The 23,101-nt window shown below is 72.1% G+C and carries 20 protein-coding genes; 5 read left to right on the forward strand and 15 right to left on the reverse strand.

The annotated features are described in order from the left end of the window. Positions 1–18 precede the first annotated feature (18 nt). The 13 genes from AC0NH5_RS06315 to AC0NH5_RS06375 all read right to left on the reverse strand — a co-directional run bounded on the left by AC0NH5_RS06315 (position 19) and on the right by AC0NH5_RS06375 (position 15,473). Positions 19–1,227 (reverse strand): FAD-dependent monooxygenase, encoded by a 1,209-nt coding sequence (locus AC0NH5_RS06315; RefSeq protein WP_474400876.1) that lies wholly within the window; start codon positions 1,225–1,227, stop codon positions 19–21. A gap of 9 nt (positions 1,228–1,236) precedes the next feature. Next, positions 1,237–2,259, reverse strand: a complete 1,023-nt coding sequence (locus tag AC0NH5_RS06320) for a GNAT family N-acetyltransferase (RefSeq protein ID WP_474400878.1) — start codon at positions 2,257–2,259, stop codon at positions 1,237–1,239. A gap of 21 nt (positions 2,260–2,280) precedes the next feature. Next, the gene (locus AC0NH5_RS06325) at positions 2,281–3,417 is read right to left on the reverse strand and encodes a hypothetical protein (protein ID WP_474400880.1); all 1,137 of its coding nucleotides are present in this window, start codon (positions 3,415–3,417) and stop codon (positions 2,281–2,283) included. Beyond that, entirely contained in the window at positions 3,414–4,640 is a 1,227-nt protein-coding gene (locus tag AC0NH5_RS06330; protein ID WP_474400882.1) for an O-antigen ligase family protein, read from the reverse strand. Before AC0NH5_RS06330 ends, AC0NH5_RS06325 begins: the two co-directional genes overlap by 4 nt. Then, positions 4,637–5,899: a lipopolysaccharide biosynthesis protein gene (locus AC0NH5_RS06335; RefSeq protein ID WP_474400884.1), complete on the reverse strand. Its 1,263-nt coding sequence runs from the start codon at positions 5,897–5,899 to the stop codon at positions 4,637–4,639. Before AC0NH5_RS06335 ends, AC0NH5_RS06330 begins: the two co-directional genes overlap by 4 nt. Next, positions 5,892–7,442, reverse strand: coding sequence for a tyrosine-protein kinase domain-containing protein (locus AC0NH5_RS06340; RefSeq protein WP_474400886.1), 1,551 nt, complete (start codon positions 7,440–7,442; stop codon positions 5,892–5,894). The genes AC0NH5_RS06335 and AC0NH5_RS06340 overlap by 8 nt, the downstream gene beginning before the upstream one ends. Positions 7,443–7,447: 5 nt before the next feature. Beyond that, on the reverse strand, positions 7,448–8,671 hold the full coding sequence (locus AC0NH5_RS06345) for a glycosyltransferase family 4 protein (protein ID WP_474400888.1): 1,224 nt from the start codon (positions 8,669–8,671) through the stop codon (positions 7,448–7,450). Positions 8,672–8,681: 10 nt separating this feature from the next. Further along, the gene (locus AC0NH5_RS06350; protein ID WP_474400890.1) at positions 8,682–9,797 is read right to left on the reverse strand and encodes an aminotransferase class I/II-fold pyridoxal phosphate-dependent enzyme; all 1,116 of its coding nucleotides are present in this window, start codon (positions 9,795–9,797) and stop codon (positions 8,682–8,684) included. Then, on the reverse strand, positions 9,790–10,554 hold the full coding sequence (locus tag AC0NH5_RS06355; protein ID WP_474400892.1) for a polysaccharide deacetylase family protein: 765 nt from the start codon (positions 10,552–10,554) through the stop codon (positions 9,790–9,792). Before AC0NH5_RS06355 ends, AC0NH5_RS06350 begins: the two co-directional genes overlap by 8 nt. Positions 10,555–11,174: 620 nt before the next feature. Beyond that, positions 11,175–11,906: an NADPH-dependent F420 reductase gene (locus tag AC0NH5_RS06360; protein ID WP_474400893.1), complete on the reverse strand. Its 732-nt coding sequence runs from the start codon at positions 11,904–11,906 to the stop codon at positions 11,175–11,177. 42 nt (positions 11,907–11,948) lie between these two features. Then, positions 11,949–12,458 carry a pyruvoyl-dependent arginine decarboxylase gene (locus AC0NH5_RS06365; protein ID WP_474400895.1) on the reverse strand — a complete coding sequence of 170 codons (510 nt, stop codon included), beginning with the start codon at positions 12,456–12,458 and terminating at the stop codon, positions 11,949–11,951. Between the two features lie 76 nt (positions 12,459–12,534). Next, entirely contained in the window at positions 12,535–13,749 is a 1,215-nt protein-coding gene (locus tag AC0NH5_RS06370; RefSeq protein WP_474400897.1) for an MFS transporter, read from the reverse strand. Between the two features lie 11 nt (positions 13,750–13,760). Further along, positions 13,761–15,473, reverse strand: a complete 1,713-nt coding sequence (locus tag AC0NH5_RS06375) for a YncE family protein (protein ID WP_474400899.1) — start codon at positions 15,471–15,473, stop codon at positions 13,761–13,763. Between the two features lie 149 nt (positions 15,474–15,622). On the opposite strand from AC0NH5_RS06375, the gene AC0NH5_RS06380 reads away from it, so the two are divergent. Beyond that, positions 15,623–15,856, forward strand: a complete 234-nt coding sequence (locus AC0NH5_RS06380) for a zinc-ribbon domain-containing protein (protein WP_474400900.1) — start codon at positions 15,623–15,625, stop codon at positions 15,854–15,856. A gap of 65 nt (positions 15,857–15,921) precedes the next feature. Continuing rightward, positions 15,922–16,488 (forward strand): hemerythrin domain-containing protein, encoded by a 567-nt coding sequence (locus AC0NH5_RS06385; RefSeq protein WP_474400902.1) that lies wholly within the window; start codon positions 15,922–15,924, stop codon positions 16,486–16,488. Positions 16,489–16,647: 159 nt separating this feature from the next. On the opposite strand, the gene glpK (AC0NH5_RS06390) is transcribed toward AC0NH5_RS06385, so the two are convergent. Together glpK (AC0NH5_RS06390) and AC0NH5_RS06395 are read right to left on the reverse strand one after the other, a co-directional pair. Further along, positions 16,648–18,141, reverse strand: a complete 1,494-nt coding sequence (gene glpK, locus AC0NH5_RS06390; protein WP_474400903.1) for a glycerol kinase GlpK — start codon at positions 18,139–18,141, stop codon at positions 16,648–16,650. Next, positions 18,138–18,887: an IclR family transcriptional regulator gene (locus AC0NH5_RS06395; RefSeq protein WP_474400905.1), complete on the reverse strand. Its 750-nt coding sequence runs from the start codon at positions 18,885–18,887 to the stop codon at positions 18,138–18,140. Before AC0NH5_RS06395 ends, glpK (AC0NH5_RS06390) begins: the two co-directional genes overlap by 4 nt. 125 nt (positions 18,888–19,012) lie before the next feature. Between AC0NH5_RS06395 and AC0NH5_RS06400 the strand changes: the two genes are divergently transcribed. Genes AC0NH5_RS06400 through AC0NH5_RS06410 form a run of 3 tightly spaced genes read left to right on the forward strand, consistent with a single transcriptional unit; the run spans position 19,013 to position 23,085 of the window. Further along, positions 19,013–19,867: an MIP/aquaporin family protein gene (locus AC0NH5_RS06400; RefSeq protein ID WP_474400907.1), complete on the forward strand. Its 855-nt coding sequence runs from the start codon at positions 19,013–19,015 to the stop codon at positions 19,865–19,867. Further along, a complete protein-coding gene (gene glpK, locus AC0NH5_RS06405) occupies positions 19,860–21,377 on the forward strand; it encodes a glycerol kinase GlpK (RefSeq protein ID WP_474400909.1) in 1,518 nt (505 codons plus the stop codon). The genes AC0NH5_RS06400 and glpK (AC0NH5_RS06405) overlap by 8 nt, the downstream gene beginning before the upstream one ends. A gap of 1 nt (position 21,378) precedes the next feature. After that, entirely contained in the window at positions 21,379–23,085 is a 1,707-nt protein-coding gene (locus AC0NH5_RS06410) for a glycerol-3-phosphate dehydrogenase/oxidase (RefSeq protein ID WP_474400911.1), read from the forward strand. Positions 23,086–23,101 lie beyond the last annotated feature (16 nt).

Genomic DNA, 23,101 nt, shown 5'->3' on the forward strand with positions numbered 1-23,101 from the left:
CGTCCCTTCGTTCAAGTGTTACGCGGTGTTGGGGATGGGTAGCGCGTGTGCCCCGGGCCGCCGGCGGGCCCGGCGCCACCGCCGGGCGCTCAGCGTCCGGCGCAGCAGGGCGCGCGGCACGGTGCTCTGGGTCGCCATGTGCAGCGCGAAACGCCACATCGGATATTCACCACGCCGGTTGGACAGAGCGTACGAGAAACGCTTGGCCGGTAGGTCCGCGTAATCGGGAACCCTCTCGAACCAGGCGCTGCTGGCCCGGGCGGCGCGCTGCAACGGGGCCAGCGCCGCCTTGCGGCGGTGCTCGTACCGTTCGAGGGCGACCGCCAGCTCGTCACCGGAGGCGACGGCGTCGCGCAGCGCCATCGCGTCCTGCATCGCCAGCTTGGTGCCCGACCCGATCGCGAAGTGCGTGGTGTGCGCGGCGTCGCCCATCAACACGATGTTGCCGTGGTCCCAGCGGTGCGCGGTGACCCGGCGGAAGTTCAGCCAGCCGGTGCCGCCCACCTCGGCGCGGTGGTCGATGAGCTCCTTGCCGTCGAGGTGCCGCGCGAAGATCTGCCGCAGCTTCGCGCTGCCCGCCCGGGCGTCCAGCCGGTCGAAGCCCAGCGCCGTCCACGTCTCCGGTCGGCACTCGACGATGAAGGTGCTGGTGCGGTCGTCGAACGGGTAGGCGTGGAACCAGATCCAGCCGGCCTCGGTCTTCTCGAAGCCGAACGTGAACGTGTCGAAGACGTGCGGGGTGCCGAGCCAGATGTATTTGTTCTGCGCGACCTCGACCTCGGCGCCGAAGTGCTCGGCGTGCTGCTCACGGATCCGGCTGCGGGCGCCGTCGCAGGCAACGACGAGGTCCGCGTCGGGGATCTCGGAGATCTCCTCCTGATATCTGATCCGGACACCCACCTCCACCGCCCGCTCGGCGAGGATCTCCAGGAGCCGGTGGCGGCCCATGCTGAACCCGTACCCGGCGAGGTGGGTGACCGGCTTACCGGTGGCGCGGACCTCGTACTCGTCCCACTGGTAGGCGGCTTCCCAGATGCGCCCGGCGCTGACCGGGTCGTACCGGAACAGGTCGTCGAGCAGGTCGTCCCAGAAGACCACGCCCCAGCCCCAGGTGACGCCGGCCGGGTTGCGCTCCAGCACGGTGACCTCGTGAGCCGGGTCGGCGAGCTTCGCCAGCACCGCGAAGTACAGGCCTGCGGGACCTCCGCCGACGCAGGTGATGCGCATGGCGTGCTCCTAACGGTAGGACGGGAACGTGGCGGTCAGGTCGGCCGGGTCGGCGTCCGGCCGGCGGTCACGCACCAGCCGCTCGTACGCCGCCGGGTCGGCCACCACCCGCCAGGTGTGGAACGGGTGCCGGCTCGGCGAGAAACCCGCCTTGTACGTGAACAGCGAGTCGTTGCAGCCACCCTTGCCGCCACCGAGGTGGAAGATCTCGGCGCCGCGCTCCTTGCACCAGCGGCGCACCTCGTCGTAGAGCAACTCGTCGGCGTACCGCTTCGGCGCCCGGCGGGTGGACGAGACGTACCCGGTGGCGATCCCGTCGTACTCGAAGAAGGTGTTCCCGCCGACCACCTCGTCGCCCTCCAGCGCGACCGCGAGGTGCATCCGGTCGCCGACCGCGTCGTGCAGGGCGGCCAGGTGCTCGGTGGTGAAGAAGTAGTACGACGTGGCGCCGACCCGGCGCATGTTGTCGTGATAGACCTCCACCCACTCGGCGAGCCGGTCCCAGTCGTCGAAGATCACCCGGGTGCCGGCGCGCCGGGCCCGGTTGATGTGGTTGCGGTGGTCGCTGCGGGTCTGCTTCCACATCTCGTCCACGGTGACCGTCAGGTCCATCGACACGGTCTCGCCGTGGTGGACCAGCGCGCCGCTGCCGCCCAGGGCCGGGATCGGCGTGTTGAGCAGCGGATGCATCCGGATGAACGCGGTGACGATGCGCTGGGCGCGCAGCGTCTCCAGGAACGCGTCGCAGGCCGCCTCCCAGAACCCGCTGTCGCCCGGATCGGCGTCGCTGACCGGACCGGGATAGCCGTACGGCGACAGCGCGTCCCGCAGGTCCGATCCGGGGATCTCGCGCACGATCAGCGGGATCAGCAGCCGCCGGCCGTCGCGCTCGAACCAGAACGCCGCCGGGGACCCGCCGTAGAGCCGGGCGTCGAGGACGACGTAGTCCGGCACGTGGTACATGTCGTGGCCGACGTGCTGGAGCGTCTCCTTCCACTCCCGTGCCGCCGGGTCCAGCAGGGCAGCCGTCATCGCCTTGTCTCCTTTCCGCCCCTACGACCGCAGCAGGCGGGCGTTGAGCGCCATGTTCGCGGCGAACTGATCGTTCACCACCTGGTGTTTCTCCAGCCGGAGCTGCACGGCGGGGTCGTACCGGCCCAGCTTCACGAAGCCGTCGGCGAACCAGCCGTTGTCCGAGCCGGTGCCGTCGACGAACTCGTGATAGGTGGTGCCGGACGGCCAGACCACCTTGGTGAGCAGCGCCGAGAAGGCCGCCATGTCCTTGGCGGACCAGTCCCGGGACTCCACCACGTACGCGATCACGCCGTTGCCGTGGCCGACGTCCTGGCCGGGACGTTTCGCCGAGTCCCAGACGTCACTCCAGAAATAGGCGGTCGGCTCCACCGGGTTGCGCCGCAGCTGCCCGCGCAGCCGGGTGCTGATCGTGTCGGCGACCGTTGCGTACCGCGCGCGGCGGCCGGCGTCGGTGGTGAGCCGGGCGAGGTTGCCCGCGATCAGGGCCCAGTGCGCGGCCATGTGGGTGCGCTCGCGATAGACGGTGTCGTCGGCGCCGCGCTGGAACCACTTCTGGAAGACGTGCACCTCGGCGAAGTCCAGGATCTTCTGGTACCGCTCCGCGTAGGCGCGCTGGTCCCGCATCGCGACCAGCAGCGACGTCGCGTACCGCCAGAAGTAGCTCTCGTAGAGCGGCACCTCGTCGCCGCCCTCCCCGGAGCTGCGCGACGCCCACCCGAGGTACTCGTCCTGGAACTGGCTGTCCGGCAGCGAGGTCGAGGGCCGGGCGGTGGCGACGACGTTCTCCACGAACGTCAGCGCCCGGTCCAGGAAGCGCCGCTCGCCGGTGGCCCGGAACATGGCCACGCAGCCGTCGACGTCGTAGGCCAGGTCGTAGTGGTCGCGGCTGTCCACCGAGCGGCTCAGCGGAACGCCGTTGCGGTAGGCGAAGTCCCAGCTCTTCATGAAGACGCCGGTCCAGAACTCGACCGGTTTGATCCTGGTGACGTCCTGGGTGGCGGGGGCCGCGCCGGGCACCGGCTCACGGACCTCCGTGACGTCGTCGCCGCTGCTTCGAAGGCTGTGCGCGGCGGCGGTGGCGGCCACCGCGGTGCCCAGGCCGAGCCCGATCAGCATGGTGCGCCGGGTGAACCGGCGTGGGTTCGCCTCGCTCATCGGGTGACCGGCTCTCGTCCGGTCCGCGGGCGCACCGGTTCCTCCGCCGGCACGGCCGGGGTCAGCGCCGCCGCGGCCGCCAGGGCCGCGAAGATCCAGGCGAGCCGCGAGTCGTAGTAGTCGCCGGAGAAGAGGCTGCTCAGCGCCACGAACACGGCGGACGCCACGGCCAGGCCGGTCAGCTGCGGCCGCTGCCCGCCGCCGCGCACGACCCGGGTCCACAGCACCAATGAGACGGTCATCAGGCCGAGCCCGATCAGACCGCCCTCGGCCGCGACGCCGAGCACGTAGTTGTGGGGGTACTCGACCATCTGGTTGACGCCGATCGCGCCGTAGAAGCCGTCCAGCCCGGCGCCGGCGACCGGGCGGTCGAGGAAGAGATGCCACGCTGCGGCCCAGATCGACGTCCGGTCGGAGAGATATTGTTCCTGCACGGTCTGCTCAACGAACCGTTCCTGGAACAGGTCGGTGAAGGCGGGCGGGGCGAACGCCCAGAGCGCGGCCCCGGCGACCACCAGCACCACGCCCGCGGCCACCACCGGGCCGGTGCGGAGCCGGTGCCGCAGCTTCAGCAGCGCGGCGAACCCGACGGCGGCGCCCGCGAGCAGGCCGGCCCGGGACCCGGAGAGCACCGCGGCGAGCAGGAAGAGCGGGGTCACCAGCAGCGGCCAGAGCCGGCCGGTGAGCATGAACAGGGCGACCGCGCTGATCGCGCCGAGGATCTCGATCCGGACGAACACGTTGGGGCCGCCACCGAACGCGGAGTACCGGCCCTGCTCGCCGGGGCCGCTGATGAAGATGGCGGCGAGGGCGAAGACGATCGCGACCACGAACAGCAACCGGAAGACGATCAGCAGGGCGCGGTCGGGGTCGCCCACGGCGTACGCGTAGAAGGCCAGCACCAGGACGATCAGCAGGACCAGGTCCAGGGTCTGCGGGCCGACCCGCGAGGCGGGCGGGGCCCAGAGCGCGGACGCGATCTGGAAGACGAAGAACAGGACGGCGGCGATCAGCCAGCCCTCTCTGCGCGCGGATCCGGGCCGGCCACCCGGGGTACGGCGGGCCGCGTCGACGGCCAGCAGGACCAGCGCGATGATCAGGCCGATCACCCGCAGGTCCACCCATGCGAGCTCGACCAGGCCGGCCCGGTCCAGCGTGTACCGGCCGCCGATCGTCACCAGGACCAGCATCAGTCCCGGTGCGAAGAAGGCCCGCGAGGTCACCGGTCCTTCGCCACCATCGTCGTGACCAGCGCGAAGACCAGGCAGGTTCCGTAGCCGAGCAGCGAGCCGTAGGCGGCGCCGAGGACGCCGAGCTTCGGGATGAGCACGAGGTACGCCGCGAAGCTCACCACGAAGCCGAGGATCTCGGCCGTCGAGACGAGGCCGCTGTGCCCCTTGGCGATGAGCAGGCCCAGGCTGACCCGGGACACCCCGTACAGGCCGGCGGCGACGACCAGCGGCAGCACCACCGCCTTGGCCGGCGCGTACTCGTGACCGAAGACCGGCTCGACCAACAGGTACAGCACGCCGGCCACGATCGGGACGACCACCAGCGCGTAGCCGGCCGCGGCGACGACGATCGGGCGCACCGGCAGGCCGCCGTCGTTGTGGGCGGCCCGCCACCGGCCGAGACGGGAGTCGGCGTACGCCCGGAGCGGCCACGCGAGCAGCTCGGTCATCGTCGCGACCGACGTGTAGATGCCGAGCGCGGCGGTCGACGCGAGCGCCGGGATGACCAGGCGGTCCACCCGCAGCATGGCCATGTTGGACAACGCGGCCGGGAACAGCGCCAGGCCCTCCCGGCGGACCAGCCGGTTCTGCCCGGGCAGCACCGGTGCGGCGTCCGTGGTCACCGGCAGCCGCAGCCAGACGATCGTGTAGACGGCGGTGGGCAGGGCGCCGGCGAACAGATAGGCCAGGAACCAGACGACCGGGTTGGCGGCGCCGGTCAGATAGAGACCGATCAGCGTCGCGAGCAGCAGCAACGCCTCGATCACCCGGGACACCAGGAAGTCGCGGACCCGGCCCACGGCGATCGCGATCGACCGGGTGGCGAGGCTGCCGGCCTCGATCAGCGCGTACCACGCCAGCATCGCGATGATCACCGGGCCGGGGGTGAGCCGGTCCGGCGCGACGACGGCGTAGACCACGGCGGTGGTCAGGAACAACGCGTACGGGACGAGGAGCAGCCGGGCGTACGCGCGGACGGCCGGCGCCGGGGAGACCCGGTGGTAGCCCGCCACGAAGGCGCGCTCGGTGCCGAGCAGAAGAACCTGGGTGGCCAGATAGACGACCTGGAGCATCAGCGCGACCTCACCGCGGTGGGTGGGGGTCAGCGAGCGGACCATCAGGATGTTGGCGGCCAGCGCGACGCCGCCGGTGAGCACCTGCGAGGCGAGAAGCTGCACGTACGGCTCGCGCAGCAGGCCACCGACGAACGCGGCCGGCCGGCGTGGCGCGGGCGAGATGACCTCAGTCATCCCCGTCCTTGCCCGCTTCCTCGTCCTCCTCCGGATTGCGCTGCACCGGCACGTCGGGCGCCGGGGTGGTGAAGACCTTCGCCCAGCCGCGGGCCTTGTCGTCCTCCTCCGCGTCGATCGTCTCCTTCACCACCCGGGCCCGCCCGCGGGCGGTGCCGACCGTCGGCAGCGAGACGAACGTGTCGTCCATCCGCGCCCCGCCGAACAGGCCGAGACCGGCCTCGGCCGGCTGCACCTCGGCCACCACCTCGTGCCAGTCCTTGCCGGTCGGCAACTTGCGCGGCAGCGCGTTGAGCACCGCGCCGGCCAGGTGCCCGCCGACCCGTTCCAGCAGGTCCATCGACTTGCGCACGTCGGCCGTCCGGGTGTGGTTGGCCCGCACCACCAGCAGGGCCTTGTCGGTCACCTGGCTGAGCACCGTCGCGTCGGCGACCCCGTGCAGGGCCGGAGCGTCGACGAGCACGATGTCGAAGCGCTCGGTCAGCGTGCGGACCGTCGCCCGCAGCCGCGGCGAGGCCAGGATCTCGCCCGGATCGGGGGCGTGCTCGCCGGCCGGCAGCACCGTGACCCGCCCGTTCAGCGAGCTCTGCAGCACGTCCGGCACCCGGGCCGTGCCGGCGAGCACCTCGGCGAGACCGGGAGCGGTGTTCAGCGCCAGGTAACGACCCACCCCGGGGTTGCGCAGGTTCGCGTCGACGAGCACCACCCGGGCGCCGGTCTCGGCCATCGCGATGGCCAGCCCGCAGGTCACCGCGGTGGTGCCCTCCTTCCGGTGCGAGCCGGTGAGCAGCAGCGACCGCCCCCGGCCGGTGCCCTCCGGATCGGCGAGCCCCGGGATCAGGCTGCGCAACCGCCGGAACGCCTCGGCGAGAGCCTGATCCGGGTGCTCGCCGCGGCCGGTGCGGCCGCCCAGCGAGATCGTCCCGACCGTGTCCAGGCCGAGCCGGCGCAGGTCGTCCTCCTCGGCGGCGGTCCGGGCGGTCGCCTCCCGCACAGCCACCGCGACGGCGCCGATCAGCAGCCCGAGCACGGCCGCGAAACCGACGTTGCGGACCAGGTTGTCCGGCTCCTCAGCGGTCACCGCGTCCTGCACGATCGAGACCGCGGGCGCCGGCCCCTCCGGCACGCCGGAGGTGCCGATCTGCCGGGCCAGGCTGACCAGCACCGAGGCGGCGGTGGTGACGATCTGCCGGCTCCGCTCGGCGGACCCGGCGGTGGCCGAGATGACCAGCAGGTCGGTGCCCTCGCGCACCTGCGCGGAGAGGCTCTCCTGCACCTGGTCCGGGGTGAGCTCCGGGCCGACCCGGTCCACCACGCCCTGTGCCACCCGGGGACCGGTCAGCAGTGCGATGTACGAGTTCAGCCGGCGCGCGTCGGCGTCCGGATCGCCGTTGCCGCCGGTGACGAAGAGAATCATCGAGGAGCGGTAGCCGGGCGCTCCGGACAGGGTGAGGCCGGCCGCCAGCGCGGCGGCCACCAGCACCGGGACCACGAGCCAGAGCCATCGGCGCCGGCAGGCCCGCACGTACGCAAGCAGTTCCACGCTGACTATCCCCCGCTCGTCAGGACTGCCCGGCCCGCGGCGGCCCGGTTCAGGACTTCTTCGAAACGGTCGAAGAGCAGATCCCGGGAGAACTGCTCGACGGCCAGCCGGTGCGCCGCCTCCCGCGCGCGCCGCAGCCAGAGGTCGTCACGCAGGTGCCGGGCCAGGACCTCGCCGGCCCCGTCGGCGTCCTCCGGGTCGAGCACCAGGCCGGCGCCCGTCTGGTGCAGCAGGTCGGCCTGCCAGCCGCCGTAGTTGATGGCGATCGGCCGGGACGCGGCGAGCGCGTCGAAGAACTTGTTCGCCGAGTTGTCCCACAGACCGCGGATCGGGCGGACCGTGCTGGACGACATGGTGGCCGCGCCGAGGATCACCGGCAGCTCCGATTTCGGCACCTTCTCCCACATGTGCACGTTCGGGTTGTCCGCCGCGAGCTGCCGGGTGGCCTCCCACTCCTTGCCGTGCCCGACGATCAGCAGCTGGCTCTCCGGGTCCAGCTCGCGGATCCGGCGGAAGGCCCGGACCAGGTATTCCACGCCGTTCACCGCACCGAGCGCACCGGTGTAGACGAGCAGCGGCCGGTCACCCAGCCAGTCGTGCCGGGCCCGGAAGCGGTGCACCTGTTCGGCGTCGACCGCGAACAGGTCCAGGTCGGCGGCGTTCGGGATGACCGTGGTGGGCGTGCCCGGCCGGCGCGCGGTGACACCGGCGGCCATCCCGGGGGAGAGGGCGACGACCTCGGCGGCGTTGCTGTAGGCGAAGTGGGCGAGCGAGCCGGCCACCCGCTTGAGGACCGGGTTGCGCAGCGCGCCCATCTCGATCGGCACCTCCGGCCAGAGGTCGCGCACCTCGAACACGAACGGCACCCGGCGCAGCCGCGCGGCGAGCACGCCGGGCACGGCCACGGTCAGCGGGGTGCTGGTGGCGAAGACCAGGTCGGCCTTGAGACGGGCCGCTCTCACACCGGCCAGGACCATGAACTCGGCGAAGGCCCGCAGGCGCCGGGCGTACGACATGTTGTTGTTGTAGGGGACGCGGAACCAGTGGACGGTCACCCCGTCCTCCTCGGTCACCCGCCACCCCATCTCCCGGGCGCCGGGCGTGATGTCGGTGGTGATCACGTCGACCGTATGGCCGCGCGCGACCAGCCGGCGGGCCTGCTCGTACGACCGGATCCCCCCGGCCATCCGCGGGTTGCAGTAGTACTGATGGATGTAGACGATGCGCATGTCCGCCCCGTCATCCCTTCTGGGCGGAGCGGACCGCTGCCACGACCCGCTCCCGGTCGGCGGCGGTGAGGGCGGACCCGCTCGGCAGGCACAGGCCCCGGCGGAAGAGGTCGGCGCTGACCCCGCCGCCGCGTGTCCGGCAGTCGGCGAAGGCCGGCTGCAGATGCATCGGTTTCCAGGCCGGCCGCGCCTCGATGTCCTGCCGGGCCAGCTCGTCGAGGATGTGGTCGCGCTGGTTGCCGTCGGCGGCCAGCATGCAGGTCAGCCAGAAGTTCGGGACGCCGTAACCGGCGATCGGCATGATCTCCAGGCCGGTCAGCTCGGCCCGGTAGAACGCGAACGTCGCGCGCCGGGCGGCGATCATCTGCTCCAGCCGGAGCACCTGGCCCCGGCCGACGGCGGCGAGCAGGTTGCTGAGCCGGTAGTTGTAGCCGACGGTGCGGTGCTCGTAGTGCCGGGCCGGCTCGCGCGCCTGGGTGGACAGGTGCCGGGCCTGCCGGGCGACCCGGTCGTCGCCGGTGACCAGCATCCCGCCGCCACCGGTGGTGATGATTTTGTTGCCGTTGAACGACAGGACCCCGGCCAGGCCGAACGAGCCGGCGCCGCGTCCCCGGTAGGTCGCGCCGAGCGCCTCCGCGGCGTCCTCGATCAGCGGCACGCCGTAGCGGTCGCAGGCGTCCAGCAGCCGGTCGTAGTCGGCACACTGCCCGTACATGTCGACGGCGATCACCGCGCGCGGCAGCTGCCCGTGGTCCGCCCGCTCCTTCAGCTCCTCGGCGACCAGGTCCGGGTCGACGTTCCAGCTCTCCGTCGTGCTGTCCACGAAGACCGGGCGGGCCCCCAGATAGGCGACCGCGTTGGCGGTGGCGGCGAACGTGAACGACGGGACCAGGACGGTGTCGCCGCGCCGCACCCCGGCCGCGATCAGCGCCAGGTGCAGCGCCGCGGTGCCGCTGCTCAGCGCGACCGCGTGCCGCACGCCGACCAGCTCGGCGACCTGCGCCTCGAAGGCGTCCAGATCCGGGCCGACCGGGGCCACCCAGTTCGAGTCGAAGGCCGCCAGGAGCAGCTTTCGCTCCAGATCGCTGACGTCCGGCGGAGAGAGGAAGATGCGGGAGTCAGTCATGGACGCGGGTCCGCACTGCCATGATCGGCCAGGCCGGGTGCAGGCCCTGCCGGTGGATGAACATCGGGGAGTCACCCGGGTGCATGGCCGGGCGCAGCGTGGTCGAGAAGCTGCGATAACCCGCCTCGCGGGCGGTGCGCACGTCGCGGTCGGAGAAATCGACGGCCGGATGACCGAACGGCGCGGCGAAGTCGCGGATCTCGACGCCGAGCTCGTCCTCGATGTGGCGTTTCGAGTCGGCGATCTCGTGCGCGGCCGCGGCGTCGTCCTGATCGGCGAGGCGGGTGTGCGTGACGGTGTGCGAGCCGAAGTCGAACCCGGCGGCCACCAGGTCGCGGCAGTCCCGCCAGCTGAGGTTCCCCGGGCGGCCGACCAGGCCGGAGGTCAGGAAGAACATCGCCGGCACACGCATCTCCAGCAGCAGCGGCGCGGCGACGTCACGCCAGGTGAGGTGGGCGTCGTCGAAGGAGAGGCAGAACACCGGGCCGGTCAGCGGCCGCCGCCCGGCGAGGATGTCGAGCGACTCGCCCCAGGAGACCATCGGGCCGATCCGGCTGAGCGTGCGCAGATGGTGGCGCAGATCCTCGCCGTACTCCGGGAGGACGTCGTGGTAGAAGGGGAAGTAGAGGCCGGGGGCGCTCGGCAGCCGGCGCAGCAGCCCGGCCGGCGCCAGGATGCGCCCCTGGGTCCGAGGGCGGGCGCGGAGCCGGCTGCGCAGCCCCAGCTCGTTCAGCCGTTTCTTGATCGCCGTCGGCACGGCACCCTCCCGCTCGTCTCCGCACCCGGGTGCGGCCACGGCGCACCACCGGCCCGCGGCCTTGCACCCACGATGGCAAATGCGTCGGGACGACGGCAGTAGCAATTGTCATAAGGAATGCGAGTAAAACTCACATCAATTTGAAATGGCCGAACGGCTGCCCGCATAATGGACCGGCGGGGGAGTGGGTGTCGGCCGAAGGCTCCATTTCCTCGGTCCGGTCACGCGGTGTGAGGGTGGTGTCTGGCCTGGCCCGATCGGCTGACCCTGGAAACTCCGGAGTGGATCTCTTTCGTTGGCGCGGTGCCGGCCGGGGCGGCCCTCGATGCGAAATTCGCCCCGCAAATCCACGATCAATGGCGGGTCGTATTGGTGGACGCAATTCTTTTCGGTGAAAAGAGAGAAGTCCTTGATCCGTCACTTGTCACCCACCCGGCGGACCCACCGCCTCATCCACCCGCCCGCGCTCGCCGCGGCGGGCCGGCGGCGGAAATGCCGAGCGTGGGGACTTCGGGTGCGGAGCGCACCCGAAGTCCCCACAGTGCGAACCGGGGTGGGAGAGGGCGGCGAGGCCCGCCGCCGACGCCCCGTTGGCGGCGGGCCTCGCCTGGAGGAAGGTCTCAGGCTGTCCCGGGCCGGGCCGCCGCGAGCCGCTCGCGGATGACCGCGGCGCCCGCCGGGGTCCCCGGCACTTCTCCATATGCCCCGTACGGGCCGCCGTAGACCGGCGTGTCCGGTTGGGTCCGCCAGCTCTCGGCGAGCGGGCCGGCGTCGACGGTGTCGTAGCCGAGCGTGTCGAGGAACGCGGTGACGGTGGCCTTCGCGTCCGCATCGTCGCCGGCGATCGGCAGCGCCGAGCGGTCGGGGGCGCCGGACGGGCGGGCGAGATGGTGCAGGTGCTCGAAGTAGATGTTGTTGAACGCCTTCACCACGTGTGCCCCGCCGAGGTGCTTCTGCAGCAGCTCGCTGGAGGTGGCCGAGCCGTCCTCCAGCTCGGCGAAGACGCCGTCACGGGCCGGGTAGTAGTTGTTCGTGTCGATGACCACCTTGCCGGCCAGGGGCTCCGCCGGGACGTCGCGGTAGGCCCGGAACGGCACGGTCACCACCACGATGTCGCCGGCCGCGGCAGCCTCGGCGGGGGTCGCGGCGCGGGCCCCGGGGCCGAGCTCGGCGACCAGATCCTTGAGGGTCTCGGGGCCGCGGGAGTTGCTCAGCACCACGTGGTGGCCGGCGGCCACCGCCAGGCGTGCCACGGTGCCGCCGATGTTGCCGCTGCCGATGAGTCCGATAGTCGTCATGTCAGCGCGAACCCCGGCCGGGGATGCGCGATTCCGGCCGGTGACGGGGGCCACACCGGCCGGAATCGACGTCTGTGTGCGCGCGGCGCGCCCGGGTCAGCCGCGCGGGGCGCCGGCCCAGGTGGCGGTCTCGTACGGGGCGACCACCAGCGCGCAGACCGGCTCGCCCTCGCAGACCGCGCCGTGCACCACGAAGTCGGGATCGGTGAACGCCTCCTCGTGGCCCCGGATCACGTCTCGGAGGCTGTTCTTGATCGCCTGGATGACGTAGCCCTCGCTGGTGCCCTCGTGCTCCACGAACAGGCCGCCCTGCCCGTCGAGGCGCTGCACCCAGCCGATGCCGGCCCAGGCCTGCTCGCCCGGCTCGGTGGCGTACTGCTCGGCGTAGACGCAGTACAGCTTGTCGCCCCAGGCGCCCTGCGGCACCGGGCCCTTGCCGGACGGGTCGACCGCCGTGCCGGGCGGGATCACGCTCGACAGGCGGACCAGGTTGTAGACCGCGATGTCGGCCGCGACCAGCGCGTCGTGGAACGCGGAGAGGGTGGTGCTGCCCCGGCCGGTGGCCTGGACGACGGGAATCTGGTCGTAAACCGCGGAAGTCTGCACTGCCGAGCCGTCCTTGTCTCATCGAGCGATCCGAACGCAGGGACTGTTCGGTCGCCGGGCGGCGGACTGAAGGTTTTCAGGCGGCCGCTGTCCGGCTCAGCACTGCTGCCCGCCGCGGCAACCGGATCAGCAGCAGCGGCGTCAGCATCAGCAGCACGCCCGCGGCCGCGATCGCGCCGCGCACCCCGGCGACCGCCGCCACCAGCCCCCACAGAGCCGTGCACCCGGCGGTCGCCGCTTTCGTGCTCACCGACCAGGCGGTCAGCACCCTCGCCACCCGGTCCGGGGCGGTCAGCTCCAGCCGTTCGGTGGCGAGCACCGGGTTGAACACCCCGGCGCAGGTGATCAGCCCGAACTCCACCACCATCACCAGTGCCAGACCGGTCCAGCCCGGGCCGGCGAACGCCAGCCCGACCGGCCAGCAGGCCCGCAGCGTGCCCGCCACGACGAGCACCCGCTGCTGCCCGTGCCGGGCCACCAGCCGGCGCGCCAGGCGGGACCCGAGCAGGCCACCCAGGCACGGCACGGCGAAGGCCAGGCCGTACTGCCAGGGCGGGAAGCCGAGCGTCCGCAGCAGGAGCACGGCGAGCAGCGGCGCGGACGCCATGATCAGCGAGTTGACCAGCACCACGTTGAGGAAGAGCCGCCGCAGCCGTGGTTCGGTGAGCAGGTAGCGCCAGCCCGCCAGCACCGCTGTCCGGCGCGGCGCCGGCCGCCGGTCCGGCGCGGGCTCGGCGCTGCCGGCCGAGCGCAGCGCAACGGCGGAGGCCACGAAGCTGGCCGCGTTGGCGGTGACCGTCAGGACCGGCCCGAAAAGCCCGGCCGCGGCGCCGCCGGCAGGCGGGCCGAGGACTGTCGCCACCCACATCGTCGACTCGAACCGGGCGTTCGCGGTGAGCAGCTCGCCGGGCGGCACCAGCCACTTGAGGAACGCGCCGGTGGCCGCGGTGAACGTGATGTCGGCGGCGGCGACCACCACCGAGACGACGATCAGCTGGAGCAGGGTGAGCAGGCCGAGCGCGTAGGCGGCCGGGACGGTGAGCAGCGCGGCGAAGCGGATCAGGTCCATCGCGATCATCACCGGGCGCTTGCGGCGGAACTCCACCCACGGGCCCAGCGGCACGGCCACCACGGCGCCGACGGCCAGGCCGGCCGCGGCGAGCAGCGACACCTGCGCCGGGCTCGCGTCCAGCGCCAGGATCGCGATCAGCGGAAAGGCGTCGAAGGCCAGCCAGGTGCCGAAGGCGCTGATCGCGTACGCCGTCCACAGCCGCCCGAAGCCCGGTGTCATGGGCCCGGACCCTACCGCGCGGCTGCGACAGCGGGCGGCAGGTCCCGGGAGCGGCCCGCCACGCCGCCGGCGGTGTCCACGCTGACCACGGAGAACTGGGTGAGCACGAACGCCGTGACGCCGTCCGGGAGGTAGCCGATGTCGGCCGGGGCGGAGCCCACCGGGATCGGCGGGCCGGCCGTGTCGGTGGCGGTGTCGATCCAGCCGACGGCGGGTGTGCCGCTGCTGCCGTACAGCAGGATGCGCCGCCCGCCCGGCGCCGCGCTCAGCCGTCGCGAATCACCCAGCCCGGGCACCGGGATCTCGGCCCGCACCCGCCCGGCCACCGCGTCGACCCGGGCCACGACATCCGTCTCGCCGCTCCGTGCGCAGAGCACGTAGAGTGACCGGCCGTCCGGCGTGCCGGTCATCGCGGTGACCTCCCCCGGCATCCGGATCGGCGCGCCGCGCCGGCCGGTCGTGGCGTTGACCGGGCTGACCGACCGTCCACCGGCGACATGGATCGTGCGGCCGTCCGGGCTGACCAGGAGCTTCTCGGCGCGGCGGCCGACGCTGAGTGGCCGCCCGGGGACGCCCGAGGCGACGTCGACGGTGGTGACCCCGGCTCGGCTCAACACATAGGCGGTGCGGCCGTCCGCACCGAGCGTCACATCGACGGCGCCCGTGACCGGGGGCCGATGCCGCACCCGCCCGGTTTCGCCGTCGAGCACCAGCACGCCACCGCGACCGGCAATGATCACCGTCCGGTCGTCCGGCGCCAGCGTCGCGGCGGCCGGCGTGACACCGCGGATCCGCTCGCCGCGGACGACGCCGCCGGTGCCGGCGTCCACACTGACCAGGCGCCCGGCGTCCGGGTCGAGCAGGCGCACGATCGGCGGCGGTGCCGGTGCGGCGGTCACGAAACGGGCACCGGGATCCTGGCCGCGGCGCAGATGGATCGCGGCGCCGGCGGCCACGACGGCCAGCGCGGCCATCGCGCACACGATGGCCAGCACGACCCGCGCGGCCCGGGCGGTGGAGATCAGGCGGCGCGCGTTCCGGCTGGTGCGGCTCTTCCGGGGGTACGCGTAAAGCGCACCGTGCACAGCGGCGGTCTCCACGTCCCGCCGCGGCGACACCGGGATCCCCAGACGGCGCTGGATCTCCACGCCCAGCGGCGCCCCCGGCTCGTCGCCGACCAGATAGACCGCGGCCAGCTGCTCCGGCGCCAGTCCCGCCGAGGCGGCCACCGTGAGCAGCGCGCCGGTCACCTCCCGGCGGCTCTCCGGGGTCGGCAGGACGGGCCGGCTCACGGGCTCTCCGACGAGGCGGAACGCGGTGCGCGTACGCCCGATGATCGCCATCTGAGCGACCGGCCCGTCCAGAGTGACCATGGCAGCGGCCCGCCGCCGGCGAAGCCCGGTGGCCACCGCGTGGGCGACCGCGACCGAATCGGTGAGGAACGACGGCCCGGTGACGCCCGCCGCGGCCGCGGCCCGGCTCAGCGCGGTCCGGTCCCGCTCCGTCCAGGCGTCCGGATGCACGATGGTCAGCTGTCGCGGCATCGGCGGGACGGCGGCGCGCAACGCCTCGGTGAGCAGGTCGGCGAGGTCGGCCGGCGACGAGTCCGGCGCCGGGCCGGGCTCCCGGTACGCGATCCGGGGCAGCCCGCTCGCCGTCTCGTCGTCGTGGGCGACGACCAGCCGCCCGGCGCCGAAACGGATCACCAGGCTGGAACCGGTCACGATCGCACCTCCGTGCAGGGTTTCCCTGCTCATCGCGGAACCGGTGGCGGCGGTGATGGCCGGGCGACGTGACGCCGGTCCCAATGATGCGTGCGCTTGTGAGTGGGTAAGACCATGGGAGTCAGACGTCGCCGATGTGGGGAGTTCCCGTGTTTCTGCTGTTCGGTCTGCGGACCAAGGACCATCTGGTCGACACCCGCACGATGACCTGCGAGGTCTGCGGCTGGGAGGCGCCCCAGTCGATCCTGCGGCGCTCCACGAAGTTCACCCTGTTCTTCATCCCGCTTTTCCCGGTGAAGCCCAGCCGCTACTTCATGGCGTGCGGCCACTGCCGCGCCTTCCGGGACGCCGACCGGCACCGTCTCGGCGCGGCCGCCTACTGAGGCATAACTTCATGCACAGCGGGTAGCCCGGCAGTCGTACACACCTGACTTCCCCTGGAGGAACCGTGACTACCCCGCAGAGCGGCGGGGACGTGATCGACGTCCTCGTCAGCGACCACCGTGACGTGACCGCCCTGATCGGCAACATCCGGTCGGTGCAGGATCCGATGATCCGGCGCGACCTCACCGACACCGCGATCAGCGAACTGGTCCGCCACGCGGTGGCCGAGGAGATGTACATCTACCCGGCGATGAAGAAGTACCTGCCCGAGGGCGACAAGGCGGTGGAGCACGACGTCGAGGAGCACAAGGAGCTCGAGCAGACGATGAAGCGCCTCGAGGACCTCGACGTGTCCTCGCCGGAGTTCGACGAGGCGCTGGGCAAGCTCGAGGAGATCCTCGCCGACCACGTGCAGGACGAGGAGAACGAGCAGTTCCCCGAGCTGCGCCGGCGGATCCCGCACGAGGAGCTGGTCGAGCTGGCCGGCAAGGTGGAGACGGCGAAGAAGCTGGCGCCCACCCGGCCGCACCCGTCGGCGCCGAACGCCGAGCTCTTCCACAAGCTGGTCGGCCCGGGCGTCGGCCTGGTCGACCGCCTGCGCGACAAGCTCACCGGCCGCGCCACGAAATAGTGGATGTCCCGCTGTCCCCGGCCCGGCCGCGCGCCGGTGCCGGGGCGGACGGGGTGAGACAGACATCCGCGTAGGCGATCTCCCGCCGGGTCGACTCCGCCGAGCCGGCCCTTCAGGTCTGACTCGTCGACTGTCCCGTCATAGTCCGGCAGGCGCCCGCTAGTTCGGCTGGATCCAGTCGAAGGTGCGCTCCACCGCGCGGCGCCAGTTGGCGTACTCGGTGGAGCGCACCGCCGGGTCCATGGCCGGCATCCACTGGCCGGCGATGTGCCAGTTGCGGCGCAGCCCGTCCAGGTCGGGCCAGTACCCGACGGCGAGCCCGGCCGCGTACGCCGCGCCCAGCGAGACGGTCTCCACCGCCAGCGGCCGGACCAGTGGCACGTCCAGCACGTCGGCGATCATCTGCATGAGCAGGTTGTCCGAGGTCATGCCGCCGTCCACCTTGAGCGTGGTGAGGGCGAGCCCGGAGTTGGCGTTCATGGCGTCGACCACCTCGCGGGTCTGCCAGGCGGTCGCCTCCAGCACCGCGCGGGCCAGGTGGCCCTTGGTGATGTACGAGGTGAGCCCCACGATCACGCCGCGCGCCTCGCTGCGCCAGTACGGGGCGTACAGGCCGGAGAAGGCTGGGACGATGTAGCAGCCGCCGTTGTCCGCGACGGTGCGCGCCAGCGTCTCGATCTCCGGGGCCGTGGAGATCAGCTCCAGCTGGTCACGGAACCACTGGACCAGCGAGCCGGTGATCGCGATGGAGCCTTCCAGGGCGTACGCCGCGGGCTCGCCGGCGATCTGGTAGGCCACCGTGCTGAGCAGGCCGTTGTCCGAGTGCACCAGTTCGGCGCCGGTGTTGAGCAGCAGGAAGCTGCCGGTCCCGTACGTGCATTTGGCCTCGCCGGGGGTGAAGCAGGTCTGCCCGAACAGCGCCGCCTGCTGGTCGCCGAGCGCCGCCCCGATCCGGACGCCGGGGAACGCCGCGGTCGCCGTGCCGAAGACACCGATCGACGGGCGCACCTCGGGCAGCATGGCGGGCGGGATGCCGAAGAACGCGCACGCCGCCGGCGACCACTGCAGGGTCCGCACGTCGAGCAGCATGGTCCGGCTCGCGTTGGTGACGTCGGTGACGTGCAGGCCGCCGGTCAGGTTCCAGATCAGCCAGGTCTCCATGGTGCCGCAGAGCACCTCGCCGCGTTCGGCCCGCTCGCGCAGGCCGGGCGTGTCGTCGAGGGCCCATTTCAGGCGCGGGCCGGAGAAGTACGTGGCCAGCGGCAGACCGGACCGTCTCTCCACCGCCGCCGCCTCCGGGCGCGCGGCCAGCTCGTGCACCAGCGCGTCGGTGCGGGTGTCCTGCCAGATGATGGCCCGCCCGATCGGGGCGCCGGTGTCGCGGTCCCAGAGCACCGTGGTCTCCCGCTGGTTGGCGATGCCCAGCGCGGCCACCTGGTCCGGGCCGATCCCGGCCCGGCGCAGCGCGAGCGGCGCGAGCCGTTCCACGTTGCGCCAGATCTCGGCGGCGTCGTGCTCCACCCAGCCGGGTCGCGGGTAGTGCTGTTTGTGTTCCTGCTGGGCCAGGGAGACCAGCTGCCCGCGGCGGTCGAACACGATGCAGCGGGTGGAGGTGGTGCCCTGGTCGACGGCGACCACGTATCGCTCGGTCATCGGGCGGCTCCCAGGTCCCGGGACACCGCACGGGCGGCGTCCCGGACATAGGCGACGAGTGGGGCCTTGGGGCGGTACCGGCTGTCGCAGAGCCGTTCCACCGGTCCGGAGATGCCGATCGCGCCGACGACCAGACCGCCGTACCCGCGGATCGGCGCGGCGATCGCCGCCTGGCCGAGCAGGTATTCCTCGATCTCGGCCGCCCAGCCGACCTCGCGGACGTGATCGAGCGCCGCGGCGAGCGGGCGCGGCTCCACCACCGTGCGCCGGGTGTAGGCCGCCGGTTCGGAGACGGTGAACGGCCGATAGGCGAGCAGCACCTTGCCGAGCGCGGTCGCGTGCAGCGGCAGCAGCGCGCCGACGTCGAGGGTCTGGAACGTGTCGTCGGGCCGGAAGACGTGGTGCACGACGAGGACCCGGCCCTCCAGCACGGTGCCGATCCGCACCGCCTCCCCGCTGCGGGCGGCGAGCGGGTCCGCCCAGTTGATCGATCGGGATCGCAGCTCGTTGATGTCCAGATAGCTGGTGCCCAGGTGCAGCAGCGCCCCGCCGAGCTGATATCGCCCGGAAACCCGGTCCTGCTCCACGAAGCCGACCTCCTGCAGGGTGCGCAGGATGCCGTGGGTGGTGCCCTTGGCCAGGTCGAGCGCCCGGGCGATCTCGCTGAGCCCCAGCCGGCCCGGCCCACCGGCGAGGATCCGCAGGATGGCGGCGGCTCGCTCGATCGACTGCACCGTCCCGGGCATGTTTCGGACTCTATGCCACCGTGTGACGACCCGCCGTGATTGATGTTCGACAATGCCGACCGGTGTTCATTGCCCCACATCGGACCCCTCCCTAGCGTCCCAGGCAACGGATCAGGGGAGGGAGCATGGTCACACGACCCAGAACTCCAGGGCTGCTCGGCGAGTTGGCTGCCGAGTTCGCCGGCACGATGATTCTCATCCTCTTCGGTGTCGGGGTGGTGGCGCAGGTCGCCGCCGCCGAGATCGGGGACCACGACAGCATCGCCTGGGCCTGGGGCCTGGGCGTGACGCTCGGCGTCTACGTCGCCGCCCGGGTGAGCGGCGCCCATCTCAACCCGGCGGTCACCATCGCGCTCGCCGTCTTCAAGGGTTTCTCCTGGCGCAAGGTGCTGCCCTACTCGCTGGCCCAGACGCTCGGCGCGTTCGTCGCCGCGCTGCTGGTGCGCTGGAACTACACCGAGGTGCTGCACGCCGCCGACCCCGGCCTGACCATCAAGACCCAGGGCGTCTTCTCCACGCTGCCCGGCAACGGCACGCTGCCGGTCGGTGAATGGGGCGCCTTCCGCGACCAGATCATCGGCACCGCGATCCTGCTCTTCGTCATCCTGGCGCTGACCGACATGGCCAACACCGCGCCCGCCGCGAACCTCGGCCCGGTGGTGATCGGCCTGCTCGTGGTCGCGATCGGGATGGCCTGGGGGACCAACGCCGGGTACGCGATCAACCCGGCCCGTGACTTCGGCCCGCGACTCGCCAGCTTCCTGACCGGCTACGGTGGCGCGTTCCGCGACCAGTACGGGAATCTCTACTTCTGGGTCCCGATCGTCGCGCCGATCATCGGTGGCGTCATCGGCGCCGGCTTGTACCAAACTTTGATCGGGCGTTTCCTGCCGTCGGACGCTCCCCAGGAACCCGGGGAGATCCCGACCCCGCACAACGGGAACCCGACTGACGAGAACGTGGAGGCACGTCGTGGCTGACTTCGTCGGCGCAGTGGATCAGGGCACCACCAGCACCCGGTTCATGATCTTCGACCATGGCGGCAACGAGGTGGCCCGTCATCAGCTCGAGCACCAGCAGATCCTGCCGCAGGCCGGCTGGGTGGAGCACAACCCGATCGAGATCTGGGAACGCACGGTGGCCGTCGTGCGTACCGCGATGCAGAAGGCCAACCTGCAGGCCAGTGACCTGGCGGCGGTCGGCATCACGAACCAGCGGGAGACCGCTGTGGTGTGGGACCGGCGCACCGGCCGGCCGTACTACAACGCGATCGTCTGGCAGGACACCCGGACCGACCGGATCGCCTCCGCCCTCGACCGCGACGGGCGCGGCGACGTCATCCGCCGCAAGGCCGGCCTGCCGCCGGCCACGTACTTCTCCGGCGGCAAGATCCAGTGGATCCTGGACAACGTCGACGGGGTCCGCGAGGCCGCCGAGCGCGGGGACGCGATCTTCGGCAACACCGACAGCTGGCTGATCTGGAACATCACCGGCGGCGTCGACGGCGGCAACCACCTCACCGACGTCACCAACGCCAGCCGCACCATGCTGATGAACCTGGAGACCCTCGACTGGGACGACGAGCTGCTCGGCTTCTTCGGCATCCCGCGGTCGATGCTCCCGGAGATCCGGCCGTCGTCCGACCCGAACACGTACGGCGTGGGCCGGGCGCCGGGCCCGCTGGGTGGTGAGGTCCCGCTGACCGGCGATCTCGGCGACCAGCAGGCGGCCACGGTCGGCCAGGTCTGCTTCGCGCCCGGCGAGGCGAAGAACACCTACGGTACCGGCAACTTCATGCTGCTCAACACCGGTACGAACCTGGTCCGCTCGGAGAACGGGCTGCTCACTACGGTCTGCTACAAGTTCGGCGACGCCGCCCCGATCTACGCCCTCGAAGGCTCGATCGCGGTGACCGGCTCCGCCGTCCAGTGGCTGCGCGACCAGCTGCACATCATCAACGACGCGGCCGAGAGCGAAACCCTCGCCGCCTCGGTGCCGGACAACGGCGGGGTCTACTTCGTGCCGGCGTTCTCCGGCCTGTTCGCGCCGTACTGGCGCTCCGACGCCCGCGGCGCGATCGTGGGGCTGTCCCGGTTCAACACCGGCGCGCACATCGCCCGCGCCACCCTCGAGTCGATCTGCTACCAGACCCGGGACGTGGTCGACGCGATGGCGCAGGACTCCGGCGTGACCCTGGACGTGCTCAAGGTCGACGGCGGCATCACCGTCAACAACCTCTGCATGCAGATCCAGGCCGACGTGCTCGGGGTGCCGGTGAGCCGGCCGATGGTGGCCGAGACGACCGCCCTCGGCGCGGCGTACGCCGCGGGGCTCGCGGTCGGCTTCTGGAAGAACACCGACGAGCTGCGCGAGAACTGGAACGAGTCGCAGCGGTGGCAGCCGAGCTGGTCGGCCGAGCAGCGCGAGGAGGGTCACGGCAAGTGGAAGAAGGCGGTGCAGCGGACCCTCGACTGGGTGGATGTGGACTGACATGACTGCTCTTTCTCCGTCCTACCGGGACGCCGCGCTGGAGTCGCTGGCCGATGCCGAGGTGGACGTCCTGGTGATCGGTGGGGGAGTGGTGGGGGCGGGTTGCGCGCTCGACGCGGTCACACGGGGACTGACCGTGGGCCTCGTCGAGGCGCGCGACTTCGCCTCCGGCACCTCCAGCCGGTCCAGCAAGCTGATCCACGGCGGGCTGCGCTATCTGGAGATGCTGGACTTCGGGCTGGTCCGCGAGGCGTTGCGGGAGCGGGGGCTCATCCTGCAGCGCCTCGCGCCGCACCTGGCCCGCCCGGTCCGCTTCCTCTACCCGCTCAAGCACCGCGGCTGGGAACGCCTGTACGCGGGCGCCGGCGTCACCCTCTACGACGCGATGTCGCGCAGCGGGCCGGGCGCCGGGGTGCCGCACCACCGGCACCTCACCCGCCGCGGCGCGTTGCGGGCCTGCCCGGCGCTGCGCGGCGACTCGCTGGTCGGCGCGCTGCAGTACTACGACGCGCAGCTCGACGACGCGCGGCACACCATGTTCCTGGCCCGCACCGCCGCCGCCTACGGGGCGCACGTCGTCTCCCGGACCGAGGTGATCGGCTTCCTGCGGGAGGGCGAACGGGTCACCGGGGTCCGGGTCCGCGACCTGGAGCACGGCCGCGTCTTCGAGATCCGCGCCCAGCAGGTGATCAACGCGACCGGGGTGTGGACCGACGACACCCAGGCGCTGGTCGGCGAGCGCGGCCAGTTCCACGTCCGGGCCTCCAAGGGCATCCACCTGGTCGTGCCGCGGGACCGGATCCAGTCGTCGACCGGACTGATCCTGCGGACCGCGACCAGCGTGCTGTTCGTGATCCCGTGGGGCCGGCACTGGATCATCGGCACGACCGACACCGACTGGAACCTGGACAAGGCCCATCCGGCCGCCTCCAGCAAGGACATCGACTACCTGTTGACCGAGGTCAACAAGGTGCTGGCCCGGCCGCTGGAACGGGCCGACGTGCAGGGCGTCTTCGCCGGGCTGCGGCCGCTGCTCTCCGGCGAGTCGGAGTCGACCTCGAAGCTGTCCCGGGAACATTCGGTGGGCAGCCCGCAGCCGGGGCTGGTCGTGGTCGCCGGCGGCAAGTACACGACGTACCGGGTGATGGCCCGGGACGCGGTCGACGCCTGCGTGCACGGCCTGGCCCGGTCGGTGCCGCGCTGCGTCACCGACAAGGTGCCGTTGCTCGGCGCCGAAGGGTTCCCCGCGCTGTGGAACCGGCGCGGGCTCCTCGCCGCCCGGTCCGGCCTGCACGTCGCCCGGGTCGAGCACCTGCTCGGCCGGTACGGCACGCTCACCACCGAGCTGCTCGACCTGATCCGCGACGACCCGGACCTGGGCCGTCCGCTCGAGGGCGCCGAGGACTACCTGCGGGCCGAGTTCGTCTACGCGGCCGCCGCCGAGGGTGCGCGGCACCTGGTGGACGTGCTCACCCGGCGTACCCGGATCTCGATCGAAACCTTCGACCGGGGTGTGGTGGCCGCGGTCGCCGCCGCCGAGCTGATGGGCCGGGTGCTGGGCTGGACCGCCGAGCAGCGGGAACGGGAGATCGAGAACTACCGCCTGCGGGTGGAGGCCGAACGGGCGTCCCAGGAGGAGCAGGACGACGAGACCGCCGACGCGGCCCGGCTGGGCGCACCGGAAGTGGTGCCGGTGCGCCTGTCGTAGCAGGGCGGGACGCGGT

The sequence above is a fragment of the Actinoplanes sp. 13 genome (genome assembly GCF_056134165.1).